Below are 22,070 nucleotides of genomic sequence, written 5' to 3'. Positions count from 1 at the left end.
ATATGTGTATAAGAGCCAGGCCCCGCGCATCCCCGTGCACGAGCCCGACCCCGACCACATAGCCGTCGAACTGGGCGGCGTCACCCGCTTCGTCGCCGTCGACGACATCACCCACGTCGAGGCCCAGGGCGACTACGCCCGCCTGCACACCGACCGCGGCAGCCACCTCGTGCGCATCCCGCTGTCCACCCTGGAGGAGCGCTGGCGCTCCCGCGGCTTCGTCCGCATCCACCGCCGCCATCTGGTCGCCCTGCGCCACATCGGCGAACTGCGGCTCGACGCGGGCACCGTCAGCGTCCTGATCGGCTCCGAGGAACTCCAGGTCAGCAGGCGCCACGCCCGCGAACTGCGGGACCTGCTGATGCGCCGGACCACCGGCTAGGCGGGGGAGAGCCGCACATGCCCCAGGACCCGACCGACCGCCGCGTCGTCGTCACCGGACCGCCCCGCCGCGCCCGGCGCTCCTCCGGCTACTACCGCCCGCGCACGGAGATCGACGAGCAGACCACCCTCGGCCACACCTACGTCCGCTCCCTGATGCGCATCCAGCTGCGCACCGGACTCACCGTGTTCGCCGTCCTTGCCCTGCTCATCGGGCCGCTGCCGCTGGTCTTCGCCGCCGCCCCGGACGCCCGCCGGCTGGAGTGGGCGGTCCTCGGCTTCGGTCTCTACCCCCCGCTGGTCCTGCTCGCCCGCTGGTACGTCCGCCGCGCCGAACGCAACGAACGCGACTTCGTGCGGCTCGTCGAGGACCGCTGAGACCAGGGGACCGGCACCACCGTGAACACCGCCTACGCCGTCACCGCCGTCGCGCTCGTCGCCGTCGCGACCGTCCTCGTCGGCGCCTTCGGCCTGCGCATATCCCGCACCACCTCCGACTTCTACGTCGCCTCCCGCACCGTCGGCCCCCGCCTCAACGCGGCCGCCGTCAGCGGCGAGTACCTCTCCGCCGCCTCCTTCCTCGGCATCGCCGGACTCGTCCTCGTCCAGGGCCCCGACATGCTCTGGTACCCGGTCGGCTACACCGCCGGCTACCTGGTGCTGCTGCTGTTCGTCGCCGCACCCCTGCGCCGCTCCGGCGCCTACACGCTGCCCGACTTCGCCGAGGCCCGGCTCTCCTCGCACGCCGTACGGCGGCTCGCCGGCGCCCTCGTCGTCGGCGTCGGCTGGCTCTACCTGCTGCCCCAGCTCCAGGGCGCCGGACTCACCCTCACCGTGCTCACCGGCGCGCCCGACTGGCTCGGCGCGGTGATCGTCGCCGTCGTCGTCACGGTGATCGTGGCCGCCGGCGGCATGCGCAGCATCACCTTCGTCCAGGCCTTCCAGTACTGGCTGAAGCTGACCGCCCTGCTGGTGCCCGCGCTGTTCCTGGTGCTCGCCTGGCAGAGCGACGGCGCCCCCAGCCACGCCTTCGACGAGCCCGCCGAGTTCCGCGAACAGCGCGTGGTGCGCGTCGACGACACCGTCGACCTGCGCCTGACCGCCCCGCTCACCGTCACCGTGGACGGCACCGTCGACGGCCGGGAGCACGCCGGCACCGAGGTCGGCCTGACCGCGGGCACGCACCGCATCGACGGCGGCACCCGCCTCACCTTCGCCGAGGGCGCCGAGGTGCCCGCCGCCGCGCACGGCGCCGACGACGCCCTGTCGCCCTCGCGCGCCGAAAGCCGCGCGGAACGCCCCCTGTACGCCACGTACGGACTGATCCTCGCCACCTTCTTCGGCACCATGGGCCTGCCGCACGTCGTGGTGCGCTTCTACACCAGCCCGCACGGCGTCGCCGCGCGCCGCACCACCGTCGCCGTCCTCGGCCTGATCGGCGCCTTCTACCTGCTGCCCCCCGTCTACGGCGCCCTCGGCCGGCTCTACGCCCCCGACCTCACCCTCACCGGGGACGCGGACGCCGCCGTCCTGCTGCTGCCCGGCCGCATGATCGGCGGCACCGGCGGCGACCTGCTGGGCGCGCTGGTCGCCGGGGGAGCGTTCGCCGCGTTCCTGTCCACCGCTTCCGGACTCACCATGGCCGTCGCCGGGGTGCTCACGCAGGACGTGCTGCCCTCCCGGGGCGTGCGCCACTTCCGGCTCGGCACCGTGCTCGCGATGGCCGTCCCTATGGCCGCGAGCCTCCTCGTCGGCGGCCTGCCGGTGGCCGACGCCGTGGGACTCGCCTTCGCCGTGTCCGCCTCCTCGTTCTGCCCGCTGCTGGTCCTCGGCATCTGGTGGCGGCGGCTCACCCCGCCCGGCGCGGCCGCCGGGATGCTGATCGGCGGCGGCTCCGCGTTCCTCGCCGTGACCGCCACCATGGCCGGCTACCCGGGCGCCGGGCCCTGGCACGCGCTGCTCGCCTGGCCCGCCCTCTGGTCGGTGCCGCTCGGCTTCCTCACCATGGTGCTGGTCTCGCTCGCCACGCCCGGCCGGGTGCCGCCCGGCACGGCCGGCGTCCTGGCCCGCTTCCACCTGCCGGAAGAGCTGCGTACGGAGGTGTCCGCATGAGCGGTTTCCTCGCCGGTCTGCTCGTCGCCGTGCTGCCCCTCCTGGCCGCGGGCTTCTGGCTGGGCCGGCGCACGGCACGGCCCGCCAGCCTCGCCGGGCTCGGCACCCCCGTCGAGCACGCCACCTTCGAGACCCTGCACACCGCCTCGCTGGCCACGCCGCCGCTGCGGGCCGGCCTCACCGAGGAGACCGCCCGCAAGTCCGCGCGCAAACTGCGCTCCCTGCTCGGCACCGACGCCCTCTGCCTCACCGACCGCGAGCAGGTCCTCGTCTGGGACGGCGTCGGCGCCCACCACCGAACCGAGATCATGGAGCGCCTCACCGGTCCCCTGGACACCGGCCGCGGCGAGGCGTTCCCGCTGACCTGCGACACCCCCGACTGCACCGTCCGCTGGGCGGTGGTCGCCCCGCTCACCGTCGACGACCGGGTGCACGGCGCGCTCGTCGCCTGCGCGCCCCGCGAGTCCGCGGTGCTGGTGCGGGCCGCCGGGGAGGTCGCCCGCTGGGTCTCCGTCCAGCTGGAGCTCGCCGACCTGGACCAGTCCCGCACCCGGCTGATCGAGGCCGAGATCCGCGCCCTGCGCGCCCAGATCTCCCCGCACTTCATCTTCAACTCGCTCGCGGTGATCGCGTCCTTCGTGCGCACCGACCCCGAGCGCGCCCGGGAGCTGCTGCTGGAGTTCGCCGACTTCACCCGCTACTCGTTCCGCCGGCACGGCGACTTCACCACCCTCGCCGACGAGCTGCACGCCATCGACCACTACCTGGCGCTGGTGCGGGCGCGCTTCGGCGACCGGCTCTCCGTCACCCTCCAGATCGCCCCCGAGGTGCTGCCGGTCGCGCTGCCCTTCCTGTGCCTCCAGCCGCTGGTGGAGAACGCCGTCAAGCACGGCCTGGAGGGCAAGGCCGACAAGTGCCACATCCAGATCACCGCGCAGGACGCGGGCGCCGAGGCGCTCGTGGTCATCGAGGACGACGGGGCGGGCATGGACCCGGACCTGCTGCGCCGCATCCTCGCCCGCGAGGTCAGCCCCACCGGCGGCATCGGCCTGTCCAACGTCGACGACCGGCTCCGCCAGGTCTACGGGGACGACCACGGGCTGGTCATCGAGACGGCCGCCGGCGCGGGCATGAAGATCACCGTCCGGCTGCCCAAGTACCAGCCGGGCGTCCATCTGGCGGGGCGGCTCACCCCGCGGTGAGCCGCCCCCGTACGTGCCGGTCAGCTGCTGCGGGCGGCCACCATCCCCAGGGTGAGCAGGCCCAGGACGACCCAGATGAACCACAGCCAGCCGTTGCTGCCGAGCGCCACCGTGTACGCCGTCACGGCGACCAGGCCGCCGACGGTGAGCACACCCATGGTCTTCGTCGAGGTGGAACCGTTCGTGGTACCGGGCATCGCGACACCCTCCTCCAGGTCCGTTCCCTCCATGGTGCCCCGGTTCCGGCAGAGCAGAGCGGTACGGGACGGGACCCGGGGTGACACCGGGGTGATCCGGACGGGGGCCTAGCTGCTGCCGCGCGCGTTCAGGGAGGCCAGGTAGGCGTTGTACGCCTCCAGCTCCTTGTCGCCGTCCCGGTCGGCCGCGCGGTCCTTGCGGCGGGCCTGCCGCTGGTCCGAGGCGTACCACTGGAACAGCAGCGCGATCAGCACCAGCACCGACGGGACCTCGCTGAACGCCCAGGCGATGCCGCCGGCCGCGTTCTGGTCGGACAGGGCGTCGACGCCCAGCGACGCGGGCGGGTCCTGGAAGGTGGTGACCATGGGGGTGGAGGCCATCATCAGCGCGATGCCGAAGAACGCGTGGAACGGCATGCCCGCGAACAGCTCCAGCATCCGCATCAGGTGCCCCGGCCGGTGCGGACCCGGGTCCACGCCCATGATCGGCCAGAAGAACACCAGGCCGACGGCGAGGAAGTGCACCATCATCGCCGCGTGCCCGACCGCCGACCCCATCAGGAAGTCGAACAGCGGGGTGAAGTACAGGGCGTACAGGCTCGCGATGAACATCGGGATGGTGAACAGCGGATGCGTGACGACCCGCATGTAGCGGCTGTGCAGCAGCATCAGCAGCAGCTCGCGCGGCCCCTTGCTGCCGCGCACGGCCGCCGGGGGCAGCGCCCGCAGCGCCAGGGTGATCGGCGCTCCGAGCAGCAGCAGGATCGGCGACACCATGCTGATGATCATGTGCTGCACCATGTGCACGCTGAACATCACCATGCCGTAGTCGTTCAGCGCGGTGCACATCACGAGCCCGATGCTCAGCACGCCGGCGACGAACGCGACCGTCCGCCCCACCGGCCACGCGTCACCGCGCCGGGCCAGCCGGACCACGCCCCAGCCGTACAGCGCGAGCGCCAGCAGGCAGGCGACGAGGAAGAAGGGGTCCGCCGACCAGGCGAGCCCCCGGCCCAGCGTGAACGGCGGCAGATCCATGGTCATGCCGTGCCCGCTGTGATCCATCCGCCGGCTCCATTTTCGTCCAGGTTGTACGCAATCGGTCCGCACCAGACTAGAACCGCCCCCGGCGACGTCCGTCACCGGGGGCGGTCTGCGCAGCCGGCCTCACGCGCGGGGCGGCGGCGGGGCGATCAGAGCACGCACTCCGCCTCGGCGTACCGCTCCTCGGGCACCGTCTTCAGCGTCTCGACGGCCTCCGCCAGCGACACCATCACGATGTCGGTGCCGCGCAGCGCCGTCATCTGCCCGAAGTCGCCGCGGTGCACGGCCTCCACCGCGTGCCAGCCGAACCGGGTGGCCAGCACCCGGTCGTACGCGGTGGGCGTGCCGCCGCGCTGGACGTGACCGAGGATCACCGGCCGGGCCTCCTTGCCGAGCCGCTCCTCCAGTTCCAGGGAGAGCTGACGGGCGATGCCCGCGAACCGCTCGTGGCCGTAGACGTCCTTGCCGCCCTCGTCGAAGTCCATGGTCCCGGGCTTCGGCTTGGCGCCCTCCGCGGCGACGACGATGGCGAACCGCTTCCCGGCCGAGAACCGCTCGCCGACCTTCGCGGTCAGCTCGTCGATGTCGAAGGGCCGCTCGGGCACCACGATGGCGTGCGCGCCGGCCGCCATCCCGGAGTGCAGCGCGATCCAGCCGGTGTGCCGGCCCATGACCTCCACGATCAGCACCCGCTGGTGCGACTCGGCGGTGGTCTTCAGCCGGTCCAGCGCCTCGGTGGCCACGCCGACGGCCGTGTCGAACCCGAAGGTGACGTCCGTGACGGCGATGTCGTTGTCGATGGTCTTCGGCACGCCGACTATCGGCAGCCCGCTGTCGGACAGCAGCCGGGCCGCCTTGAGGGTGCCCTCACCGCCGATGGGGATGATCGCGTCGAGACCCAGCTCCTCGACATGGCCCCGGGCCCGCTCCACACCGTCCCGCAAATGCTCGGGACGCACCCGGGAGGAGCCGAGGACGGTGCCGCCGCGGGCGAGGATGCCACTCACCGCGTCGAGGTCGAGCTTGAGGTAGTCGCACTCCAGGAGGCCCTTCCAGCCGTCGCGGAAGCCGATGACCTCGTCGCCGTGGTCGACGACGGCGCGGTGCACGACGGACCGGATGACGGCGTTCAGGCCGGGGCAGTCGCCGCCGGACGTGAGGACACCAATGCGCATAGCCCGAAACAACCTTCTCGATGTGGGCCGGGACCGGACCGCGCTGTCCGGCTCGATCCCCGCCACCCTAGCGGCTCCCGGGGGCGGTGCCGCATCCCGCGTCCGCCTGCTGGACGAGGCCGCTCACCTGTGCGGAGGAGGCGTCAGACGGGCCGCCGTGGACCCCTCCGACGCCTCCTCGGCCGCGTGCGTTCCGGCGCCCTACGCGGGCTGCTGGGCGGCGGCGATGCGCTCGTTGCGCAGGGCCTCGTACCAGCGGTCGTCGGTCGGCGGCAGCGCGTTGACGTCGAGCGCCAGCTTCAGCAGCAGGTCCGCGATCTGCGGGTTGCGGGCCAGCACCGGACCGTGCATGTACGTGCCGAACACGGTGTCGTTGAACGCACCCTCGGTGCCGTCACCGGTGCCGTTGCCGTTGCCGAAGCGCACCTGCGCGAACGGGCGCGCCGTGGGGCCCAGATGGGTGATGCCCTGGTGGTTCTCGAACCCGGTCAGCGGGGGCAGGCCCAGCTGCGGGTTGATGTCCGCGAGGACGTCGCCCACGCAGCGGGCGCCCTCGCCGCGCACCGACACCACGTCGAGCAGGCCGAGACCGGGCTCGCGCTGGCCGAGGTCGTTGATGAACTCGTGGCCGAGGATCTGGTAGCCGGCGCAGACCGAGAAGACGATCGCGCCGTTCTCCACGGCCCGGTGCAGCCCCCCGTCACGGCGCAGCCGCTCGGCGGCCAGCCGCTGCGGGCGGTCCTCGCCGCCGCCGATCAGGTAGATGTCGCCGGAGGTCGGGATCGGCTGGTCGCTGCGCACGTCGAGCCGCGCCACGTCCAGGCCGCGCTGCCGCGCCCGGCGCTCGACGACGAGGACGTTGCCCTGGTCGCCGTAGGTGCTGAGCAGGTCCGGGTAGATCCAGACGACCCGCAGCTGGTTGTCGCTCACTTCAAGTCCTCTGAGGTGTCGTGGGTCAGTTGCCGACGCGGCGGCGCAGGTCCTGGAACGCGGTGTAGTTCGCGATGACCTCGATCCGGCCCGGCGGCGACATCTGCACCGCCTGGTCGAGGTTCTCGCACACCTGGAACTGCTGGTTGGCGACCTCGAGGCGCACCGCCAGGTCCAGCTTCCGGTCGCCGATGACGCAGATCGGGTGGCCGGTCAGCCGGGTGTAGTCGACGTCCCACAGCCAGGAGGTGTCGGTGCCGTCGGCTGAGCGCGCGTTCACCGACAGGATCACCGGGGTGGGCGGCGGGTCGATCAGCGAGAACGTCTCCAGCCAGCCCGCGGGGTTCTTCGCGAGCAGCAGCCGCAGGTCACGGCCCTCGAACTGGACCACGTCGTACCGGCCGGCCACGGCCTGCACCTGGTACATGCGCTCCAGGGCCACCTGCGGCGGCACCCCGAAGACAGCGGCGACGGCGGCGGAGGACGCGGCGTTGGCCTTGTTGGCGCGGCCCGGCAGCTGGAGGTGGATCGGCCAGGCGGAGCCGTGCGGGTCGAGCACGTGGTCGCCGGAGAGCGCCCAGCTCGGCGTGGGGCGGCGGAAGCCGCACTCGCCGCAGAACCAGTCGTCGCCGGGGCGCTGCATCACACCGCCGCAGGACGGGCAGGACCAGGCGTCGTCCTTCCACATCTGGCCGGCCGCCACCCAGATCACGTTGGGGGAGGACGACGCGGCCCACACCACCAGCGGGTCGTCGGCGTTGGCCACGACGACGGCCTTGGAGCCGGCCAGGCCCTCGCGCCACGCCTCCGCCAGCATGCGGGTCTCCGCGGCGCGGTCGAGCTGGTCGCGGGAGAGGTTGAGCAGCGCGATGCACTTCGGCTCGGTGGCCTGGGCGACGCCGACGAGGTACTTCTCGTCGACCTCGATGACGCCGTACCGGGCGTCCGCGCCGGCCGCGAGGGCCGAGGTGATGCCGGCCGGCATGTTGGCGCCGAGCGCGTTGGAGACGACCGGGCCGGCCGCCTTGAGCGCCTCGGCGATGAGCCGGGTGGTGGTGGTCTTGCCGTTGGTCGCCGAGACGAGCGTCACGTCCAGGTGCTGGGCGAGCCGGGCGAGAAGATCGGGGTCGAGCTTCAGGGCCACCCGGCCGCCGATCACCGAACCGCTGCCGCGCCCTGCGGCGCGGGATGCCGCTGCGACCGCCTTGCCGGCGGTCACGGCCAGCTTGGCCCGCGGCGTGAGCGGGTCCGAGTTGCCTGCCATCAGTTCTCGATCCTCCTTGCGTACGCGCCGCGTCTGTGCCTGACGGCCACGTGGTGTGGGCTCAGCCTATCGAGATCCATTCACCCTCCAGTACCGCGGCTCCGCCGTGGACGGGGCGGGGATGCAAGGACCGTACCCTTGCCGCCATGCGACACGGCTCCCTCCCCGGCGTCCACGGACGCGTCCGGCCCCTCACCCTGCTCGGCGACCCCGTCCTGCACACGCCGTGCGGGGAGGTCACCGACTTCGGTCCGGAACTGGCGGATCTTGTGGAGGATCTGTTCGCGACGATGTACGCGGCGCACGGCGTGGGCCTGGCCGCCAACCAGATCGGCGTGCCCCTGCGGGTGTTCGTCTTCGACTGCCCGGACGACGAGGAGGTACGGCACCTCGGGCACGTGGTGAACCCGCGGCCGGTGGTCACGGACGGGGTGGTGGTGCGCGGCCCCGAGGCCTGTCTGTCGCTGCCGGGTCTGGAGGCGGGGACGGAGCGGTACGACCACGCGGTGGTCGAGGGCTTCACGGTGACCGGGGAGCCGGTCACCGTGCACGGCACGGGGTTCTTCGCCCGCTGCCTCCAGCACGAGAGCGACCATCTGGAGGGCACGGTCTACGCCGACCGTCTGGCCGGCCGCCGCCACCGCAAGCTCATGCGCCAGGTCAAGCGCGCCTCCTGGCACCGCCCCGCCTGAGCGCCGGTCCCGGCCCGGGGTCAGAAGCCCGGGCCGCCCACCTTGTCGCCGGCCGCGGCCAGCCGGCCCCACAGCAGGTCGGCCAGGCCCCGGACCAGCTCGGCGCGGGAGCAGGGGCGTTCGCCCAGCCACCAGTCGCCGGCGGCGTGCATCATGCCGACGATGCCGTGGCCCCAGACCCGGGCCAGCTGCTGGCTGCCGGGGCCGAGGTCGAGGCGCTCCTCGATCACCTGGGCCAGCTCCTCGCCCATCCGGCGCAGCAGCGGCGCCGAGTGCTTGCCCACGTCGAAGCCCTGGTCGCCCGGCGAGCCCTCCGCCGGATGCATCAGGAAGCGGTAGACCTGGGGCCGCGCCTCGATCGCCGCGAGGTAGGTGTCCAGCGTGGCCTCGACCCGCTCCCGCCGCTCCGCGGGGGCGTCCAGCGCGGCCCGCAGCGAGTCCAGCAGGGCGTCGGTGTGGCGCTTGGCGAGGGCGGCGTAGAGTCCTCCCTTGTCGCCGAAGTGCCGGTAGAGGATGGGCTTGGTGATGCCGGCCTCCGCGGCGATGGCGTTCATCGAGGCTCCGGGACCGTCGCGCAGCACCACTCGGTCGGCGGCCTCCAGCAGCTCGCGCCGGCGTCGGTCGGCGGACCGCTGCTGCTCGGTCCGCTGTGTGGTGTCCATGAGCTCTCCCCACCCGTGCTGAATCGGTGACGCCTGCGCAAACTAACACTGATCACGACGCCCCCATCGAACGGGATGCCGACCTGCCTGGGGAGTTGACTTTTCCTACTTGCCGGTAACAGACTGTGGTTACCGCAAGTAACATGCACGTGTGCCGCGCTGGAGGGGTCATGGCCGAGTTCACCATGGAGCTCAACGACGAACAGAAGGAGGTGCGGGACTGGCTGCACGGCTTCGCCGCCGACGTCATCCGCCCCGCCGCCGCCGAATGGGACGAGCGTGAGGAGACTCCCTGGCCGGTCATCCAGGAGGCGGCCAAGGTCGGCATCTACTCCCTGGACTTCTACGCCCAGCAGTACTTCGACCCCACCGGTCTCGGCATCCCCATGGCCATGGAGGAGCTGTTCTGGGGCGACGCGGGCATCGCGCTGTCCATCGTCGGTACCGGCCTCGCCGCCGTCGGCGTCCTCGCCAACGGCACCGAGGAGCAGATCGGCACCTGGATCCCCCAGATGTACGGCGACGTGAACGACGTGAAGGTCGCCGCCTTCTGCTCCTCCGAGCCCGACGCCGGCTCCGACGTCGCCTCGATGCGCACCCGCGCCGTCTACGACGAGGCCAAGGACGAGTGGGTCCTCAACGGCACCAAGACCTGGGCGACCAACGGCGGCATCGCCAACGTCCACGTCGTGGTCGCGGTCGTCGACCCCGAGCTCGGCTCCAAGGGCCACGCGTCCTTCATCGTCCCGCCGAACACCCCGGGCCTGTCCCAGGGCCAGAAGTTCCAGAAGCACGGCATCCGCGCCTCGCACACCGCCGAGGTCGTCCTCGACGACGTGCGCGTCCCCGGCTCCTGCCTGCTCGGCGGCAAGGAGAAGCTGGACGAGCGCCTCGCCCGCGCCCGCGAGCGGGCCAAGGCGGGCGGCGAGCGCGTGAAGAACGCCGCCATGGCCACCTTCGAGGCGTCCCGCCCCGCCGTCGGCGCCATGGCCGTGGGCACCGCCCGCGCCGCCTACGAGGTCGCGCTCGACTACGCCAAGACGCGTGAGCAGTTCGGCCGCCCGATCATCGACAACCAGGGCGTCGCCTTCCAGCTCGCCGACATGCGCACCCAGATCGACGCCGCCCGCCTGCTGGTGTGGCGCGCCTCCTGGATGGCGGTCAACGGCAAGCCGTTCACCGCGGCCGAGGGCTCGATGTCCAAGCTGTTCGCCAGCGAGACCGCCAAGAAGGTCACCGGCCAGGCCATCCAGATCCTCGGCGGCAACGGCTACACCCGCGAGTACCCGGTGGAGCGCATGCACCGCGACGCCGCGATCTACACCATCTTCGAGGGCACCAGCGAGATCCAGCGCCTGGTCATCGCCCGCACCCTCTCGGGCATGCCCATCCGCTGAACCATCCGTGCGGGGGCGGCCCGTTCCGCCGGGTTGCCCCCGCACGGCCGACGGGCCAACCTCGGGGTGACCGACGCCTCGGAGGACGCGATGACACGTACGGCCCGTGACCTGCTGAAGACGATCACCGCGGAGCTCGCCCCCGACCCGCGCTCCAACCCCTTGGTCCCGTTGATCGCCGCCGGCCGGGCGGACCGGGAGGTCCTCGCCGCCCTGGTCCTGGAGCAGATGCGGGTGATCCCCGCCGACCGCCGCGCCTTCCTCCACCTGGCCGTGCGGTCCTCGGCCGAACCGGAGGCCGACGCCTACTTCACCGCCCTGGCCGACGGCGAGGCGATCGCCCAGCGGCGGCTGCCCGCCTTCGCCGCGGCCTGCGGCGTCGACGAGACCCGCGCCGCCGCGTACACCCCGCTCCCCGGCTGCCAGGCCTACCCCGCCTACGTCGCCTGGCTGGCCCTCAACGCCGCCCCGGCCGACGCCGTGCTGGCCGTCGCCGCCAACTTCTCGGCCTGGGGCGGCTACTGTGCCACCATCGCCGGGGCCCTGCGCACCCACTACGGCTTCGACGACGAGGCCTGCGCCTTCTTCGACTTCTTCGCCGAACCGGCCCCGGACCTGGACCGTACCGCCGAGCGTGCCGTGCAGGCGGCCCTGGACGCCGGCCGTCTGGACGAGAGCCGCGCCCGCGACCACGGACACCTGCTCCAGAGCTACGAGGCGCTGTTCTGGCGGACCCTGGAGCGGCCGGCCTGACCCGCTACGGGGTGGTGCCGCTGCTGTGGGCGATGCACGCCACGTCGATACGGTCGGCGAGCTTCGCGAGTTCGATCGTCAGCGCCGCGACCGTGTCCTCGTCGAGCCCGCCCTCGCCGGCCTCGACGAGCCGGACCCACCGGCCGCCCACCGTGCGCAGCAGCTTGCTGACGTCGGCGGCCGCCACCTGAAGGGTGCCGCGGTCGTCGACGATCAGAGGCAGTGTCACTTCGCGGTTCACAGTCGGGATCGTAGCCGTGCGGGCGTCACGCGCCGTGCCAAACCGTGGTGATGTTGCAGAACTCGCGGATTCCGTGCCCGGACAGCTCACGCCCGTAGCCCGACCGCTTCACCCCGCCGAACGGGAACGCCGGATGGGACGCCGTCATGCCGTTGAGGTACACACCGCCCGCCTCGAGATCCCGTACGAACCGGTCGATCTCGGCCTCGTCACGTGTCCACACGTTCGAACTCAGCCCGAACGGCGTGTCGTTGGCGATGAGCACCGCTTCGTCCAGATCGTCCACGCGGTACAGCGTGGCGACCGGGCCGAAGGCCTCCTCGCGGTGGATGCGCATCTCCCGGTCGATCCCGGCCAGCACGGTCGGCGGGTAGAACCAGCCCGGCCCGTCGGGGCGTTCGCCACCGCACAGCACCGTGGCGCCGGCCCGCACCGCGTCGTCGACCAGCTCCTCGAGGTCCTTGCGGCCCTGTTCGCTGGAGAGCGGGCCGACGTCGGTCTCCTCCTCCATCGGGTCGCCGACCTTCAGCGCCTTCATGCCGGCGACGAAGCGCTCGGTGAAGGCGTCGTAGACGTCCGTGTGCACGATGAACCGCTTGGCGGCGATGCAGGACTGGCCCGCGTTCTGCGCCCGGGCGGTCACCGCGACCTCGGCGGCCCGGTCCAGGTCGGCGGAGGGCATCACCACGAACGGGTCGCTGCCGCCCAGCTCCAGCACCGTCTTCTTGATCATCTCGCCGCAGGTCGAGGCGACCGCCCGGCCGGCCGGCTCGCTGCCGGTGAGGGTGGCCGCCTTGATCCGCTCGTCGTGCAGCAGGTCGTCGACGGCGGCGGAACCGATCAGCAGGGTCTGGAAGCAGCCCTCGGTGAAGCCCGCGCGGTGGAACAGGTCCTCCAGGTACAGGGCGGTCTGCGGCACGTTCGACGCGTGCTTGAGCAGCCCGACGTTGCCCGCCATCAGCGCGGGCGCCGCGAACCGGATCACCTGCCAGAGCGGGAAGTTCCACGGCATCACCGCGAGCACCGGGCCCAGCGGCCGGTAGCGCACCAGCACCCGGGAGGCGCCGGAGTCCTTCACGTCGGACGCGTCGGGCTCCTCGTCGGCCAGCAGCTCCGCCGCGTGGTCGGCGTACCAGTGCATCGCCTTGGCGCACTTCGCCGCCTCCGCGCGGGCCTGCGTGATCGGCTTGCCCATCTCCGTGGTGATCACCTTGCCGACGGCGTCCTGGTCCTCGTCGAGGATCTCGGCGGCATGGTGCAGCAGACGGGACCGCTCCTCGAAGGTCGTCGTCCGATACGTGCGGAAGGTGGCCTCCGCGAGCTGGAGCCGGCGTTCCAGCTCGTCCTCGTCCATGGGGTGGTACGTCTTGACGGTCTCGCCGTTCGCCGGATTCACCGTGGCGATGTGCATCACTGGCCTCCATGGGACGGGCTGCGCTCTGACGACCTTCCCGCGCGCCGATGGGCCGCGCAACGCGGGAGGGCCTCTCAGACCGAGTGCTCCGCCAGGCGGTCCAGAAACGCGGTCTGTGCCGACACGATCAGCTCACGCGCCCGGTCGAGCGGGAACCAGGCGACCCGGTCCAGCTCCGGGAACTCCTGCGTCCGTCCCGACCTGGGCGGCCACTCCATGGTGAACGTGCCGGGCACGGCCGACGCCGGGTCCAGGTCGGCCTCCACCGCCCACGCGGTGACCACCTTGCCGCCCGACTGGCGGACCTCCCCGAGCGGCACCGCCTCCCCGTCCGGCGGGGGCAGCCCCAGTTCCTCCTCGAACTCGCGGCGCGCCGCGTCCCAGGCGGGCTCGGCGGGGTCGTACTCGCCCTTCACCACGGTCCACGCCCCGGCGTCCCGGCGCGCGAAGAACGGGCCGCCCATGTGGCCGAGCAGCACCTCCACGTCCTTCCCGGTGCGCCGGAACAGCAGCAGGCCGGCGCTGCGGGCCGTCGTCACGGCCGCACCTCCGGGTGGGCGGCGAGCAGGGTCTCGACCGTGTCCGCCTCCTCCGGGCGCTTGTCCTCGCGGTAGCGGATCACCCGGGCGAAGCGCAGCGTGACGCCGGCCGGGTAGCGGCTGGAGCGCTGGAGACCGTCGTAGGCGATCTCCACGACGAGTTCGGGGCGCACGGTCACCGTGGAGCCGCTCTCGTCGACCGCGATCTCCCGCAGCCGTTTCGTCTGCCACTCCAGCAGCGCGTCGGTCAGGCCCTTGAAGGTCTTGCCGAGCATCGCGAAGCCGCCGTCGGCGGTGCGGGCGCCCAGATGCAGGTTGGACAGCTTCCCGGTGCGCCGGCCGTGGCCCCATTCGGCGGCCAGCACCACCAGGTCCAGCGTGTGCACCGGCTTGACCTTCAGCCAGGACGCGCCGCGCCGCCCCGCGCTGTACGGAGCATCCAGGCCCTTCACCACGACGCCCTCGTGGCCGCGCTCCAGGGTGTCGGCGAGGAACCGTTCCGCCGCCTCCACGTCGTCGGGGCCGTCCACCACGGTGCGCCGCACCCGCATCGGCTCCGGCACCAGCCGGGCCAGCTCGGCATGGCGCTCGGTGAACGGCAGGTCCAGCAGGTCCCGGCCGTCCACCGACAGCGCGTCGAAGAACACGGGGGAGACCGGCGTCTCCCGGGCGGCCGTCGCCACGTCCACCCGGGACCCGACCCGGCCGGCCGTCTCCTGGAAGGACCGCGGGCGCCCGGTGCCGTCGAAGGAGATGACCTCCCCGTCCAGGATGAACCGCTCCCCGGCCAGCTCCCGCGCCGCCGTCGTCACCTCGGGCAGCCGGTCCGTGATGTCGTCGAGGGTGCGGGTGTGCACCCGCACGGTGTCGCCGTCGCGGTGCACCTGCACCCGGATGCCGTCGAGCTTCTCCTCGACCGCGCAGGCGCCCAGCTTGCCGACGGCCTCCGCCACCGAGGAGGCGCTGTGCGCCAGCATCGGCTGCACCGGACGCCCGACGGTCAGCCGGAACCGCTCCAGCGCCTCGGGCCCGTCCGCCAGCAGCGCCCCGGCGACCGGCTGGAGCGACCCGGCGAGCATCACCGCCCGCCGTACGTCCGCCGGCGCCGCGCCGGTCGCCTGGGCCAGCCCCTCCACCGCCACCGCGTCCAGGGCCCCCTGGCGCACCTCGCCGGTCAGCAGACCCGTCAGGAACCGCTGCTCGGCCTCCGTGGACGCGCCCAGCAGCTCGCCCACCAGCAGGGCCCGCTCGGCCTGCGAGCCCGGCCCCGACACCTTCGCGAGCCGGGTGAGCAGCGCGTCCACCTCGCGCACCGTCAGGGACGGCTCGGCGGCGGGCGGCACCGGATGGCCCAGCACCTTCCAGCCGACCCCGATCCGCCCCTGCGGCAGCCGGCCCGCCAGATACGGGATGACCACCGGGACGTCGTCCGGCCCGGCTTCCCGGAACAACTCGGCGAGCAGCGCGGTCTTCCGCGACCGCGCCGAGGTGGCGGCCACCTCCTGCGACACCTGGGCGAGCCGGGACAGCAACATGCAGTCATGGTGCTACGGGGGTGCGCGTTTCACACCTCCGGAGGAGCCGGCGCTTCGGGAACCGGCGGTGGCTGTGGGGGGGGGTGCCTGCGGAGAGGCGGTGCCTGTGAGAGGGGCGGTGCCCGCGGAGGCGGTGCCTGTGAGGGGGGCGGTGCCGCCGGACCGGGTGCTCCCCCCCCGGGTCGGGCGGTGCCTCGAGATCGGCCGGTGCCTCCGGGCCCGGCGGTGCCGGAACCGGGTGCTGCCTTCGGTGCGGGCGGTGCCCCCGTGCCGGGCGGTGCCCCCGTGCCGGGCGGCGCCTCCGGAACCGGCGCTGCCCCCGGACCGGGCGGTCAAGCGTCGAGGGTCGCGTCCAGGTCCGTCATCCGCAGGTCGCCGACGATCGCCGACGCCGCGCGGTAGCCGCCGCTCGCCGCGTGCACCACCTGCTCGGCGAACCCGATCGCGTTGCCCGCCGCCCACACGCCCGGGACGCTGGTCAGCCCGGTCGGGTCGACCACCGGGTAGGTCCCGAACGGCGTCTCGTTCATCTCCGCGCCCAGCCCCTCCAGCAGCCCCGTCTGCGGCACCGGACGCGGGGCGACGAACAGCACCGACCGCGGGTGCACGGTGCCGTCGGCCATGCGCACCCCGGTGAGCCGGTCGTCCTCGACCACCAGGCCGGCGACCTCGCCCGGCACCACGTCCACCCCGGCCGCCGCCAGCCGGCGCAGGTCCAGGTCGGACAGCTCCTCCTCGGCGACCCGGTGCAGGAAGAACGTGACGTCCTTCGACCAGCGGGACACCATCAGCGCCTGGTGCACGCCCGCCGCGCTCGACGCCAGCACCCCGAAGGGCTCGTCGCGCACCTCCCAGCCGTGGCAGAACGGGCAGTGCAGCACGTCCCGCCCGAACCGCTCCGCGACCCCGGGGACGCCCGGCATCTCGTCCTTCAGCCCGGTCGCCACGACGATCCGCCGTGCGCGCACCCGGCCGCCCCGTTCCAGCGCCACCGTGAAGTCCTCGCCCCGGGCCACGTCCACCACCCGGTCCCGGACCAGCTCCACGCCGTAGGCCGCGATCTCCTCCCGGCCGAGCGCCAGGAACTCGGCCGGCGGCATCCCGTCCCGGCTCAGATAGCCCTGCATGTGCGCCGAGGGCGCGTTGCGCGGCTCGCCCGCGTCGACCACCAGCGTGCGGTGCCGGGCCCGCCCCAGCACCAGCGCGGCGGACAGCCCCGCCGCTCCACCGCCCACCACGACCACGTCGTAGCGGCTGTCCGTACGGTCCTGCTCGGTCATCGTGACCACCTCCACGACCGACGGTCGCTCCGGACCCCGCAGATTGACAAACAAGTTTGCCGAACCTGCAATGTCCGCATGGTGACGGACGACGTTCTAGCGGAAGTGGGCCCCCGGCTGCGCCGGATCCGGAAGGACCGGGAGGTGACGCTCGCGGCGCTGGCGGAGGCGACCGGCATCTCCGTGTCCACCCTGTCCCGGCTGGAGTCCGGGCAGCGCAAACCGGGCCTGGACCTGCTGCTGCCCATCGCGCAGGCCCACCAGGTGTCCCTGGACGAGCTGGTCGGCGCGCCCCCGGTGGGCGATCCGCGGGTGCGCGCCCGGCCGATCGAGCGCGGCGGGCGCACCCACTGGCCGCTCACCCGGCAGCCCGGCGGGCTCCAGGCGTACAAGGTGCTCGAACCGAAACGGAAACTGGAGCCCGACCCGCGCACCCACGAGGGCTACGAGTGGCTGTACATCCTGTCCGGGAAGCTGCGGCTGGTGCTGGGCGACCACGACGTGGTGCTGACGGCGGGGGAGGCGGCCGAGTTCGACACGCGCGTGCCGCACTGGTTCGGGTCGACGGGGGAGGGGCCGGTGGAGTTCCTCAGCCTCTTCGGTCCGCAGGGGGAGCGGATGCACGTGCGGGCGCGGCCGAAGAAGGGGTGAGGCGCGGTCCGGCGGCGGCGGGACGGTTCCCTTGAGGCAAGCGACCGCTTAGTATGCGGGGACCCGGTCAGCGAAGACGACGTTCACCGTCCCGTGGAGGCCCCGCATGCAGGCATGGCAAGTGCACGAACTCGGCGAGCCGGGCGAGGTGATGCGCCTCGCCCACGTCGAACGGCCGACGCCCGGCGAGGGGCAGGTGCTGCTCCGGGTGCGCGCCGCCAACATCAACTTCCCGGACGCCCTGATGTGCCGGGGCCAGTACCAGGTCAGGCCGCCGCTGCCGTTCACGCCGGGCGTGGAGATCTGCGGCGAGACCGAGGACGGCCGCCGCGTGATCGCCAACCCCGCGCTGCCCCACGGCGGTTTCGCCGAGTACGCCGTCGCGGACGCCGCCGCGCTGCTGCCCGCGCCCGACGCGCTGGACGACGCCGAGGCCGCCGCCCTGCACATCGGCTACCAGACCGGCTGGTTCGCCCTGCACCGGCGGGCCCGCCTGGAGGCCGGCGAGACGCTGCTCGTGCACGCCGCCGCGGGCGGGGTGGGCAGCGCCGCCGTGCAGCTCGGCAAGGCGGCCGGCGCCACCGTCATCGGCGTGGCGGGCGGCGCCGACAAGGCTGCCGCGGCCCGCGAACTGGGCTGCGACGTGGTGGTCGACCGGCGTGAACAGGACGTCGTCGCCGCGGTCAAGGAGGCCACCGGCGGGCGCGGCGCGGACGTCGTCTTCGACCCCGTCGGCGGCGAGGCGTACACCCAGTCCGCCAAGACCGTCGCCTTCGAGGGCCGCATCGTGGTCGTCGGCTTCGCGAGCGGCGCCATCCCGAGCCCCGCCCTCAACCACGCCCTGATCAAGAACTACGCGATCCTCGGCCTGCACTGGGGCCTGTACAACACGAAGAACCCCAAGCTGGTCCAGCACTGCCACGAACAGCTCACCGGACTCGCCGCCCGGGGCGCGATCAAGCCGCTGGTGAGCGAGCGCGTACCGCTGGCCGGGGCCGCCGACGCCGTGCAGCGCGTCGCCGACGGCGTCACCACCGGCCGGGTCGCCGTCGTGCCCGCCGCGGAGAACGGAGCCGCCGCATGACCGACGCCGACGAACTGCGCCGTCGCACCCAGGAGTTGCTCGCCGCGCACCCGCCGGCGGAGACGGACCGCCTGGACTTCCTGCGCGCCCGCTTCGACGCCGGACTCGCCTGGGTGCACTTCCCCGAAGGGCTCGGCGGACTCGGCCTGCCGCGCTCCCTCCAAGCCGTCGTGGACGCCGAACTGGAGGCCGCCGGAGCCCCCGACAACGACCCGCGCCGCATCGGCATCGGCCTCGGCATGGCCGCCCCGACGATCCTCCAGTACGGCACGGACGAGCAGAAGACGCGCTTCCTGCGGCCGCTGTGGACCGGGGAGGAGGTCTGGTGCCAGCTGTTCAGCGAACCCGGCGCCGGCTCCGACCTGGCCGCGCTGGGCACGCGCGCCGTCCGCGAGGGCGACACGTGGACGGTCAACGGGCAGAAGGTGTGGACCTCCAGCGCCCATCTCGCCCGCTGGGCCATCCTCATCGCGCGCACCGACCCGGACGTGCCCAAGCACCGCGGCATCACCTACTTCGTGTGCGACATGACCGACCCCGGCGTCGAGGTGCGGCCGCTGCGGCAGATCACCGGCGAGGCCGAGTTCAACGAGGTGTTCCTCACCGACGTCCGCATCCCCGACGCCCACCGCCTCGGCGGGACCGGCGACGGCTGGCGGGTCGCCCAGACCACCCTGAACAACGAGCGCGTCGCCATCGGCGGCATGCGGCTGCCCCGCGAGGGCGGCATGATCGGCCCGGTCGCGAAGACCTGGCGCGAACGCCCCGAGCTGCGCACCCACGACCTGCACCAGCGGCTGCTGAAGCTCTGGGTCGACGCGGAGGTCGCCCGGCTCACCGGCGAACGCCTGCGCCAGCAGCTCGTCGCCGGACAGCCCGGCCCCGAGGGCGCCGGCATGAAGCTCGCCTTCGCCCGCCTCAACCAGGAGATCAGCGGCCTGGAGGTGGAACTGCGCGGCGAGGAAGGGCTGTTGTACGACGACTGGACCATGCGCCGCCCCGAACTGGTCGACTTCACCGGCCGCGACGCCGGCTACCGCTACCTGCGCTCCAAGGGCAACAGCATCGAGGGCGGGACCAGCGAGGTCCTGCTGAACATCGTCGCCGAGCGCGTCCTGGGCCTGCCCGTCGAGCCGCGCACCGACAAGGACGTCGCCTGGAAGGACCTCGCCCGATGAGCGATCTGTTGTACTCGGAGGAGGAAGAGGCGCTGCGCGCCGCCGTCCGGGACCTGCTCACCGACCACTGCGACACGACGTCCGTGCTCGCCCGCGCCGAGTCGGACGCCCCGCACGACCCGGCCCTGTGGAAGACCCTCGCCGACGGCATGGGCCTCGCCGGGCTGCTGGTCCCCGAGGACCGGGGCGGACAGGGCGCGACGCACCGCGAAGCCGCCGTCGTCCTGGAGGAACTGGGGCGCGCGGTCGCGCCCGTGCCGTATCTGACCAGCGCCGTGGTGGCCACCGAGGCGCTGCTGGCCTGCGCCGAGGGCGGTGACCTGCTCGACGGCCTGGCGTCCGGACGCGTGATCGGCGCGCTCGCCGTCGGTCTGCACACCGCCCCCGGCGCCGCGTTCGCCGCCGTCCGCGCGGACGGCGGCGCCCTGCACGGCGAGCTGACGGGCATCGCGGACGCCGCCGTCGCCGACGTCCTGCTGGTGCCGGCGGACGACGGCGGGCTGTACGCGGTGACGGCCGACGCGGTCACCGTCACCCCGCAGACGTCCCTCGACCTCACCCGCCCCCTCGCCCGCGTCACCCTCGACGCCGCCCAGGGCCGCCGCGTCGGCGACGCGGAGCCCGCCGTACGACGCGCCCTGCGCGCCGGAGCGGGACTGCTCGCCTCGGAACAACTCGGCGTCGCCGAATGGGCGTTGACCGAAACCGTGCGGTACCTGAAGGACCGCAAGCAGTTCAACCGCCCCGTCGGCGGCTTCCAGGCGCTCAAGCACCGGCTCGCCCAGCTGTGGCTGGAGGTCGTCAACCTGCGCGCCGCCGCGCGGGCCGCCGCCGACGCCCTCGCGACCGGCGAGGACACGGACGTGTCGGTCACCGTGGCCCAGGCCTACGCCGCGCCCGTCGCCGTCCGCGCCGCCGAGGAGGCCCTGCAACTGCACGGCGGCCTCGGCATGACCTGGGAACACCCGGTGCACCTGCGCCTGAAGCGCGCCAAGGCCGACTCGATCGCCTACGGCACGACGGGCGCCCACCGGGAGGCACTGGCGGACCTGGTGGACCTGCGCGCGCCCTGACGGGTTTCCCGCCGGCGGCCCGTCCTCTCGTACGAGGGGACGGGCCGCCGGCGTCCGGGTGCGGCGCACGGATGAACGGGCGACGGCGAACCGGCCAACTCCTCGCACGTCCCTGCTCCTTGACCGTCACGGGACCCCATACTCGCTGGGACCCCGTACGGCACCTCAGGGAGGCAGAGCATGGCCCTCACCACCCGTCGCAGAGCCCTCACCGCCCTCGGCGTCGCCCTCGCGAGCCCGGTCGCCCTCCCCGCGGCCCAGGCCCTCGCCGGCCAACGCCCGCACCGCCCGCGCCCGTTGTGGCGCGCCCACGCGCACAACGACTACGAGCACCCCCGCCCGCTGTACGACGCCCTCGACCACCGCTTCGGCAGCGTCGAGGCGGACGTCCACCTCGTCGGCGGACGCCTGCTGGTCGCCCACGACCCCGAGGACCTCAACCCCGCCCGCACCCTGGAGTCGCTGTACCTGGACCCGCTCGCCGCCCGCGTCCGCGCCCACCGCGGCACGGTGTACCGCGGCGACCGCGGCTCGCTCCAGCTGCTGATCGACCTGAAGACGGAGGGCGCGTCCACCTACGCGGAACTCGACCGCCGACTCCGCCGCTACAAGGGCCTGTTCACGACGTACGCCCACGGCAGGGTGTTCCGCGGACCCGTCACCGCCGTCGTCTCCGGCGACCGCGCCGCCCGCGCGCCCATGGAGGCCCAGCGGACCCGTCACGCCTTCTACGACGGCCGGCTCACCGACCTCGGCGGCCCGGCGCCGGCCTCGTTCGTGCCGCTCATCAGCGACAACTGGACGCTCAACTTCACCTGGCAGGGCGTCGGCGCGTTCCCCGAGGCGGAACGCCGGAAGCTGCGCACGCTGGTGGACACGGCCCACGCCCGGGGGCAGCGCGTGCGGTTCTGGGCCACCCCGGACGTGCCGGGCCCCGCCCGGGACGCGCTGTGGACGGAACTGGTCGCGGCGGACGTCGACCACCTCAACACCGACGACCTCGCGGGACTGGAAGCGTTCCTCGACGCCCGCAGGAAGGTGTGACACCACACGTTCGGCGGACAGGTCAGCCGCCCGGACGAACCCTCCGCTACGCCACACTTGCGGCCGAACGCCGCGAAACAGGTGTGGCGGAGGAGGTTGACGATGGCCATTTCCATCTCTGTGGTGCTGCTGCTCTCGGTCCTGGCGGTGATCTTCCTGCGCAACGGCGGGCTGAAGATCTCCCACGCCCTGGTCTGTCTGCTGCTCGGCTTCTACCTGGCC

General features: G+C 73.2%; 23 protein-coding genes. 12 read left to right on the top strand and 11 right to left on the bottom strand.

Annotated elements, in window-relative coordinates:
- The 4 genes from CCN29_RS24170 to CCN29_RS24155 form a co-directional block, all read left to right on the top strand.
- Positions 1–382, top strand: a 382-nt coding sequence (locus tag CCN29_RS24170; protein WP_143661373.1) for a LytR/AlgR family response regulator transcription factor, incomplete at its 5' end; no start/stop codon positions are given.
- Between the two features lie 17 nt (positions 383–399).
- Positions 400–759 carry a hypothetical protein gene (locus CCN29_RS24165; RefSeq protein ID WP_006135207.1) on the top strand — a complete coding sequence of 120 codons (360 nt, stop codon included), beginning with the start codon at positions 400–402 and terminating at the stop codon, positions 757–759.
- Positions 760–780: 21 nt separating this feature from the next.
- Positions 781–2,493 carry a sodium/solute symporter gene (locus tag CCN29_RS24160; RefSeq protein ID WP_031059631.1) on the top strand — a complete coding sequence of 571 codons (1,713 nt, stop codon included), beginning with the start codon at positions 781–783 and terminating at the stop codon, positions 2,491–2,493.
- Positions 2,490–3,695, top strand: coding sequence for a sensor histidine kinase (locus tag CCN29_RS24155; protein ID WP_006135205.1), 1,206 nt, complete (start codon positions 2,490–2,492; stop codon positions 3,693–3,695). Before CCN29_RS24160 ends, CCN29_RS24155 begins: the two co-directional genes overlap by 4 nt.
- Before the next feature lie 20 nt (positions 3,696–3,715).
- Here CCN29_RS24155 and CCN29_RS24150 read toward each other — a convergent pair whose 3' ends face one another.
- The 5 genes from CCN29_RS24150 to CCN29_RS24130 all read right to left on the bottom strand — a co-directional run bounded on the left by CCN29_RS24150 (position 3,716) and on the right by CCN29_RS24130 (position 8,305).
- On the bottom strand, positions 3,716–3,892 hold the full coding sequence (locus CCN29_RS24150) for a hypothetical protein (protein ID WP_031016421.1): 177 nt from the start codon (positions 3,890–3,892) through the stop codon (positions 3,716–3,718).
- A gap of 108 nt (positions 3,893–4,000) precedes the next feature.
- Positions 4,001–4,957, bottom strand: coding sequence for a cytochrome c oxidase assembly protein (locus CCN29_RS24145; protein ID WP_006135203.1), 957 nt, complete (start codon positions 4,955–4,957; stop codon positions 4,001–4,003).
- 128 nt (positions 4,958–5,085) lie between these two features.
- Complete coding sequence (locus tag CCN29_RS24140) at positions 5,086–6,111, bottom strand: 6-phosphofructokinase (protein WP_006135202.1); 1,026 nt, start codon at positions 6,109–6,111, stop codon at positions 5,086–5,088.
- Between the two features lie 201 nt (positions 6,112–6,312).
- Positions 6,313–7,041: a type 1 glutamine amidotransferase gene (locus CCN29_RS24135; RefSeq protein WP_006135201.1), complete on the bottom strand. Its 729-nt coding sequence runs from the start codon at positions 7,039–7,041 to the stop codon at positions 6,313–6,315.
- A gap of 25 nt (positions 7,042–7,066) precedes the next feature.
- Complete coding sequence (locus tag CCN29_RS24130; RefSeq protein WP_006135200.1) at positions 7,067–8,305, bottom strand: Mur ligase family protein; 1,239 nt, start codon at positions 8,303–8,305, stop codon at positions 7,067–7,069.
- A gap of 146 nt (positions 8,306–8,451) precedes the next feature.
- Between CCN29_RS24130 and def the strand changes: the two genes are divergently transcribed.
- Positions 8,452–8,997 (top strand): peptide deformylase, encoded by a 546-nt coding sequence (gene def / locus CCN29_RS24125; protein WP_086684440.1) that lies wholly within the window; start codon positions 8,452–8,454, stop codon positions 8,995–8,997.
- A 20-nt stretch (positions 8,998–9,017) separates the two neighbouring features.
- Here def and CCN29_RS24120 read toward each other — a convergent pair whose 3' ends face one another.
- Positions 9,018–9,659 (bottom strand): TetR/AcrR family transcriptional regulator, encoded by a 642-nt coding sequence (locus CCN29_RS24120; RefSeq protein WP_006135197.1) that lies wholly within the window; start codon positions 9,657–9,659, stop codon positions 9,018–9,020.
- Positions 9,660–9,829: 170 nt separating this feature from the next.
- Between CCN29_RS24120 and CCN29_RS24115 the strand changes: the two genes are divergently transcribed.
- Both CCN29_RS24115 and CCN29_RS24110 read left to right on the top strand, forming a co-directional pair.
- Positions 9,830–11,056 carry an acyl-CoA dehydrogenase family protein gene (locus CCN29_RS24115; RefSeq protein WP_006135196.1) on the top strand — a complete coding sequence of 409 codons (1,227 nt, stop codon included), beginning with the start codon at positions 9,830–9,832 and terminating at the stop codon, positions 11,054–11,056.
- A 90-nt stretch (positions 11,057–11,146) separates the two neighbouring features.
- Complete coding sequence (locus CCN29_RS24110; RefSeq protein WP_086684443.1) at positions 11,147–11,809, top strand: thiaminase II/PqqC family protein; 663 nt, start codon at positions 11,147–11,149, stop codon at positions 11,807–11,809.
- A 4-nt stretch (positions 11,810–11,813) separates the two neighbouring features.
- Here the strand turns inward: CCN29_RS24110 and CCN29_RS24105 are convergent, their stop codons facing one another.
- From CCN29_RS24105 to CCN29_RS24085, 5 genes are all read right to left on the bottom strand, one after another.
- Positions 11,814–12,050, bottom strand: a complete 237-nt coding sequence (locus CCN29_RS24105) for a DUF6213 family protein (RefSeq protein ID WP_006135192.1) — start codon at positions 12,048–12,050, stop codon at positions 11,814–11,816.
- A 25-nt stretch (positions 12,051–12,075) separates the two neighbouring features.
- Entirely contained in the window at positions 12,076–13,461 is a 1,386-nt protein-coding gene (locus CCN29_RS24100) for an NADP-dependent succinic semialdehyde dehydrogenase (protein WP_006135191.1), read from the bottom strand.
- Between the two features lie 77 nt (positions 13,462–13,538).
- Positions 13,539–14,003, bottom strand: a complete 465-nt coding sequence (locus tag CCN29_RS24095) for an NUDIX hydrolase (protein WP_086684437.1) — start codon at positions 14,001–14,003, stop codon at positions 13,539–13,541.
- Positions 14,000–15,538: an ATP-dependent DNA ligase gene (locus CCN29_RS24090; RefSeq protein ID WP_006135189.1), complete on the bottom strand. Its 1,539-nt coding sequence runs from the start codon at positions 15,536–15,538 to the stop codon at positions 14,000–14,002. The genes CCN29_RS24095 and CCN29_RS24090 overlap by 4 nt, the downstream gene beginning before the upstream one ends.
- A 332-nt stretch (positions 15,539–15,870) precedes the next feature.
- On the bottom strand, positions 15,871–16,818 hold the full coding sequence (locus CCN29_RS24085) for an NAD(P)/FAD-dependent oxidoreductase (RefSeq protein WP_031059622.1): 948 nt from the start codon (positions 16,816–16,818) through the stop codon (positions 15,871–15,873).
- 78 nt (positions 16,819–16,896) lie between these two features.
- Between CCN29_RS24085 and CCN29_RS24080 the strand changes: the two genes are divergently transcribed.
- From CCN29_RS24080 to CCN29_RS24060, 5 genes are all read left to right on the top strand, one after another.
- The gene (locus CCN29_RS24080) at positions 16,897–17,469 is read left to right on the top strand and encodes a helix-turn-helix domain-containing protein (protein WP_031016430.1); all 573 of its coding nucleotides are present in this window, start codon (positions 16,897–16,899) and stop codon (positions 17,467–17,469) included.
- Between the two features lie 106 nt (positions 17,470–17,575).
- Entirely contained in the window at positions 17,576–18,553 is a 978-nt protein-coding gene (locus tag CCN29_RS24075; RefSeq protein ID WP_086684434.1) for an NADPH:quinone oxidoreductase family protein, read from the top strand.
- Positions 18,550–19,731: an acyl-CoA dehydrogenase family protein gene (locus tag CCN29_RS24070; RefSeq protein WP_031016431.1), complete on the top strand. Its 1,182-nt coding sequence runs from the start codon at positions 18,550–18,552 to the stop codon at positions 19,729–19,731. Before CCN29_RS24075 ends, CCN29_RS24070 begins: the two co-directional genes overlap by 4 nt.
- Positions 19,728–20,804: an acyl-CoA dehydrogenase family protein gene (locus tag CCN29_RS24065; RefSeq protein WP_086684431.1), complete on the top strand. Its 1,077-nt coding sequence runs from the start codon at positions 19,728–19,730 to the stop codon at positions 20,802–20,804. The genes CCN29_RS24070 and CCN29_RS24065 overlap by 4 nt, the downstream gene beginning before the upstream one ends.
- Before the next feature lie 180 nt (positions 20,805–20,984).
- Positions 20,985–21,848 (top strand): phosphatidylinositol-specific phospholipase C/glycerophosphodiester phosphodiesterase family protein, encoded by an 864-nt coding sequence (locus CCN29_RS24060; RefSeq protein ID WP_086684427.1) that lies wholly within the window; start codon positions 20,985–20,987, stop codon positions 21,846–21,848.
- The last annotated feature ends 222 nt before the right edge of the window (positions 21,849–22,070 follow it).

Origin of the sequence: Streptomyces pseudogriseolus (genome assembly GCA_002154585.1) — a bacterium.
Lineage (GTDB): Bacteria > Actinomycetota > Actinomycetes > Streptomycetales > Streptomycetaceae > Streptomyces > Streptomyces pseudogriseolus.
This window is presented reverse-complemented; position numbering and strand designations above follow the sequence as displayed.

Excerpts from the sequence above, each read along its gene's own strand:
- CCN29_RS24070 (WP_031016431.1), top strand. The coding sequence starts at position 18,550 with ATGACCGACGCCGACGAACTGCGCCGTCGCACCCAGGAGTTGCTCGCC.
- CCN29_RS24165 (WP_006135207.1), top strand. The coding sequence starts at position 400 with ATGCCCCAGGACCCGACCGACCGCCGCGTCGTCGTCACCGGACCGCCC.
- CCN29_RS24090 (WP_006135189.1), bottom strand. The coding sequence starts at position 15,538 with ATGTTGCTGTCCCGGCTCGCCCAGGTGTCGCAGGAGGTGGCCGCCACC.
- CCN29_RS24140 (WP_006135202.1), bottom strand. The coding sequence starts at position 6,111 with ATGCGCATTGGTGTCCTCACGTCCGGCGGCGACTGCCCCGGCCTGAAC.
- CCN29_RS24150 (WP_031016421.1), bottom strand. The coding sequence starts at position 3,892 with ATGCCCGGTACCACGAACGGTTCCACCTCGACGAAGACCATGGGTGTG.
- CCN29_RS24085 (WP_031059622.1), bottom strand. The coding sequence starts at position 16,818 with ATGACCGAGCAGGACCGTACGGACAGCCGCTACGACGTGGTCGTGGTG.
- CCN29_RS24110 (WP_086684443.1), top strand. The coding sequence starts at position 11,147 with ATGACACGTACGGCCCGTGACCTGCTGAAGACGATCACCGCGGAGCTC.
- CCN29_RS24060 (WP_086684427.1), top strand. The coding sequence starts at position 20,985 with ATGGCCCTCACCACCCGTCGCAGAGCCCTCACCGCCCTCGGCGTCGCC.
- CCN29_RS24130 (WP_006135200.1), bottom strand. The coding sequence starts at position 8,305 with ATGGCAGGCAACTCGGACCCGCTCACGCCGCGGGCCAAGCTGGCCGTG.
- CCN29_RS24120 (WP_006135197.1), bottom strand. The coding sequence starts at position 9,659 with ATGGACACCACACAGCGGACCGAGCAGCAGCGGTCCGCCGACCGACGC.
- def (WP_086684440.1), top strand. The coding sequence starts at position 8,452 with ATGCGACACGGCTCCCTCCCCGGCGTCCACGGACGCGTCCGGCCCCTC.
- CCN29_RS24100 (WP_006135191.1), bottom strand. The coding sequence starts at position 13,461 with ATGCACATCGCCACGGTGAATCCGGCGAACGGCGAGACCGTCAAGACG.
- CCN29_RS24155 (WP_006135205.1), top strand. The coding sequence starts at position 2,490 with ATGAGCGGTTTCCTCGCCGGTCTGCTCGTCGCCGTGCTGCCCCTCCTG.
- CCN29_RS24115 (WP_006135196.1), top strand. The coding sequence starts at position 9,830 with ATGGCCGAGTTCACCATGGAGCTCAACGACGAACAGAAGGAGGTGCGG.
- CCN29_RS24080 (WP_031016430.1), top strand. The coding sequence starts at position 16,897 with ATGGTGACGGACGACGTTCTAGCGGAAGTGGGCCCCCGGCTGCGCCGG.
- CCN29_RS24075 (WP_086684434.1), top strand. The coding sequence starts at position 17,576 with ATGCAGGCATGGCAAGTGCACGAACTCGGCGAGCCGGGCGAGGTGATG.
- CCN29_RS24145 (WP_006135203.1), bottom strand. The coding sequence starts at position 4,957 with ATGGATCACAGCGGGCACGGCATGACCATGGATCTGCCGCCGTTCACG.
- CCN29_RS24065 (WP_086684431.1), top strand. The coding sequence starts at position 19,728 with ATGAGCGATCTGTTGTACTCGGAGGAGGAAGAGGCGCTGCGCGCCGCC.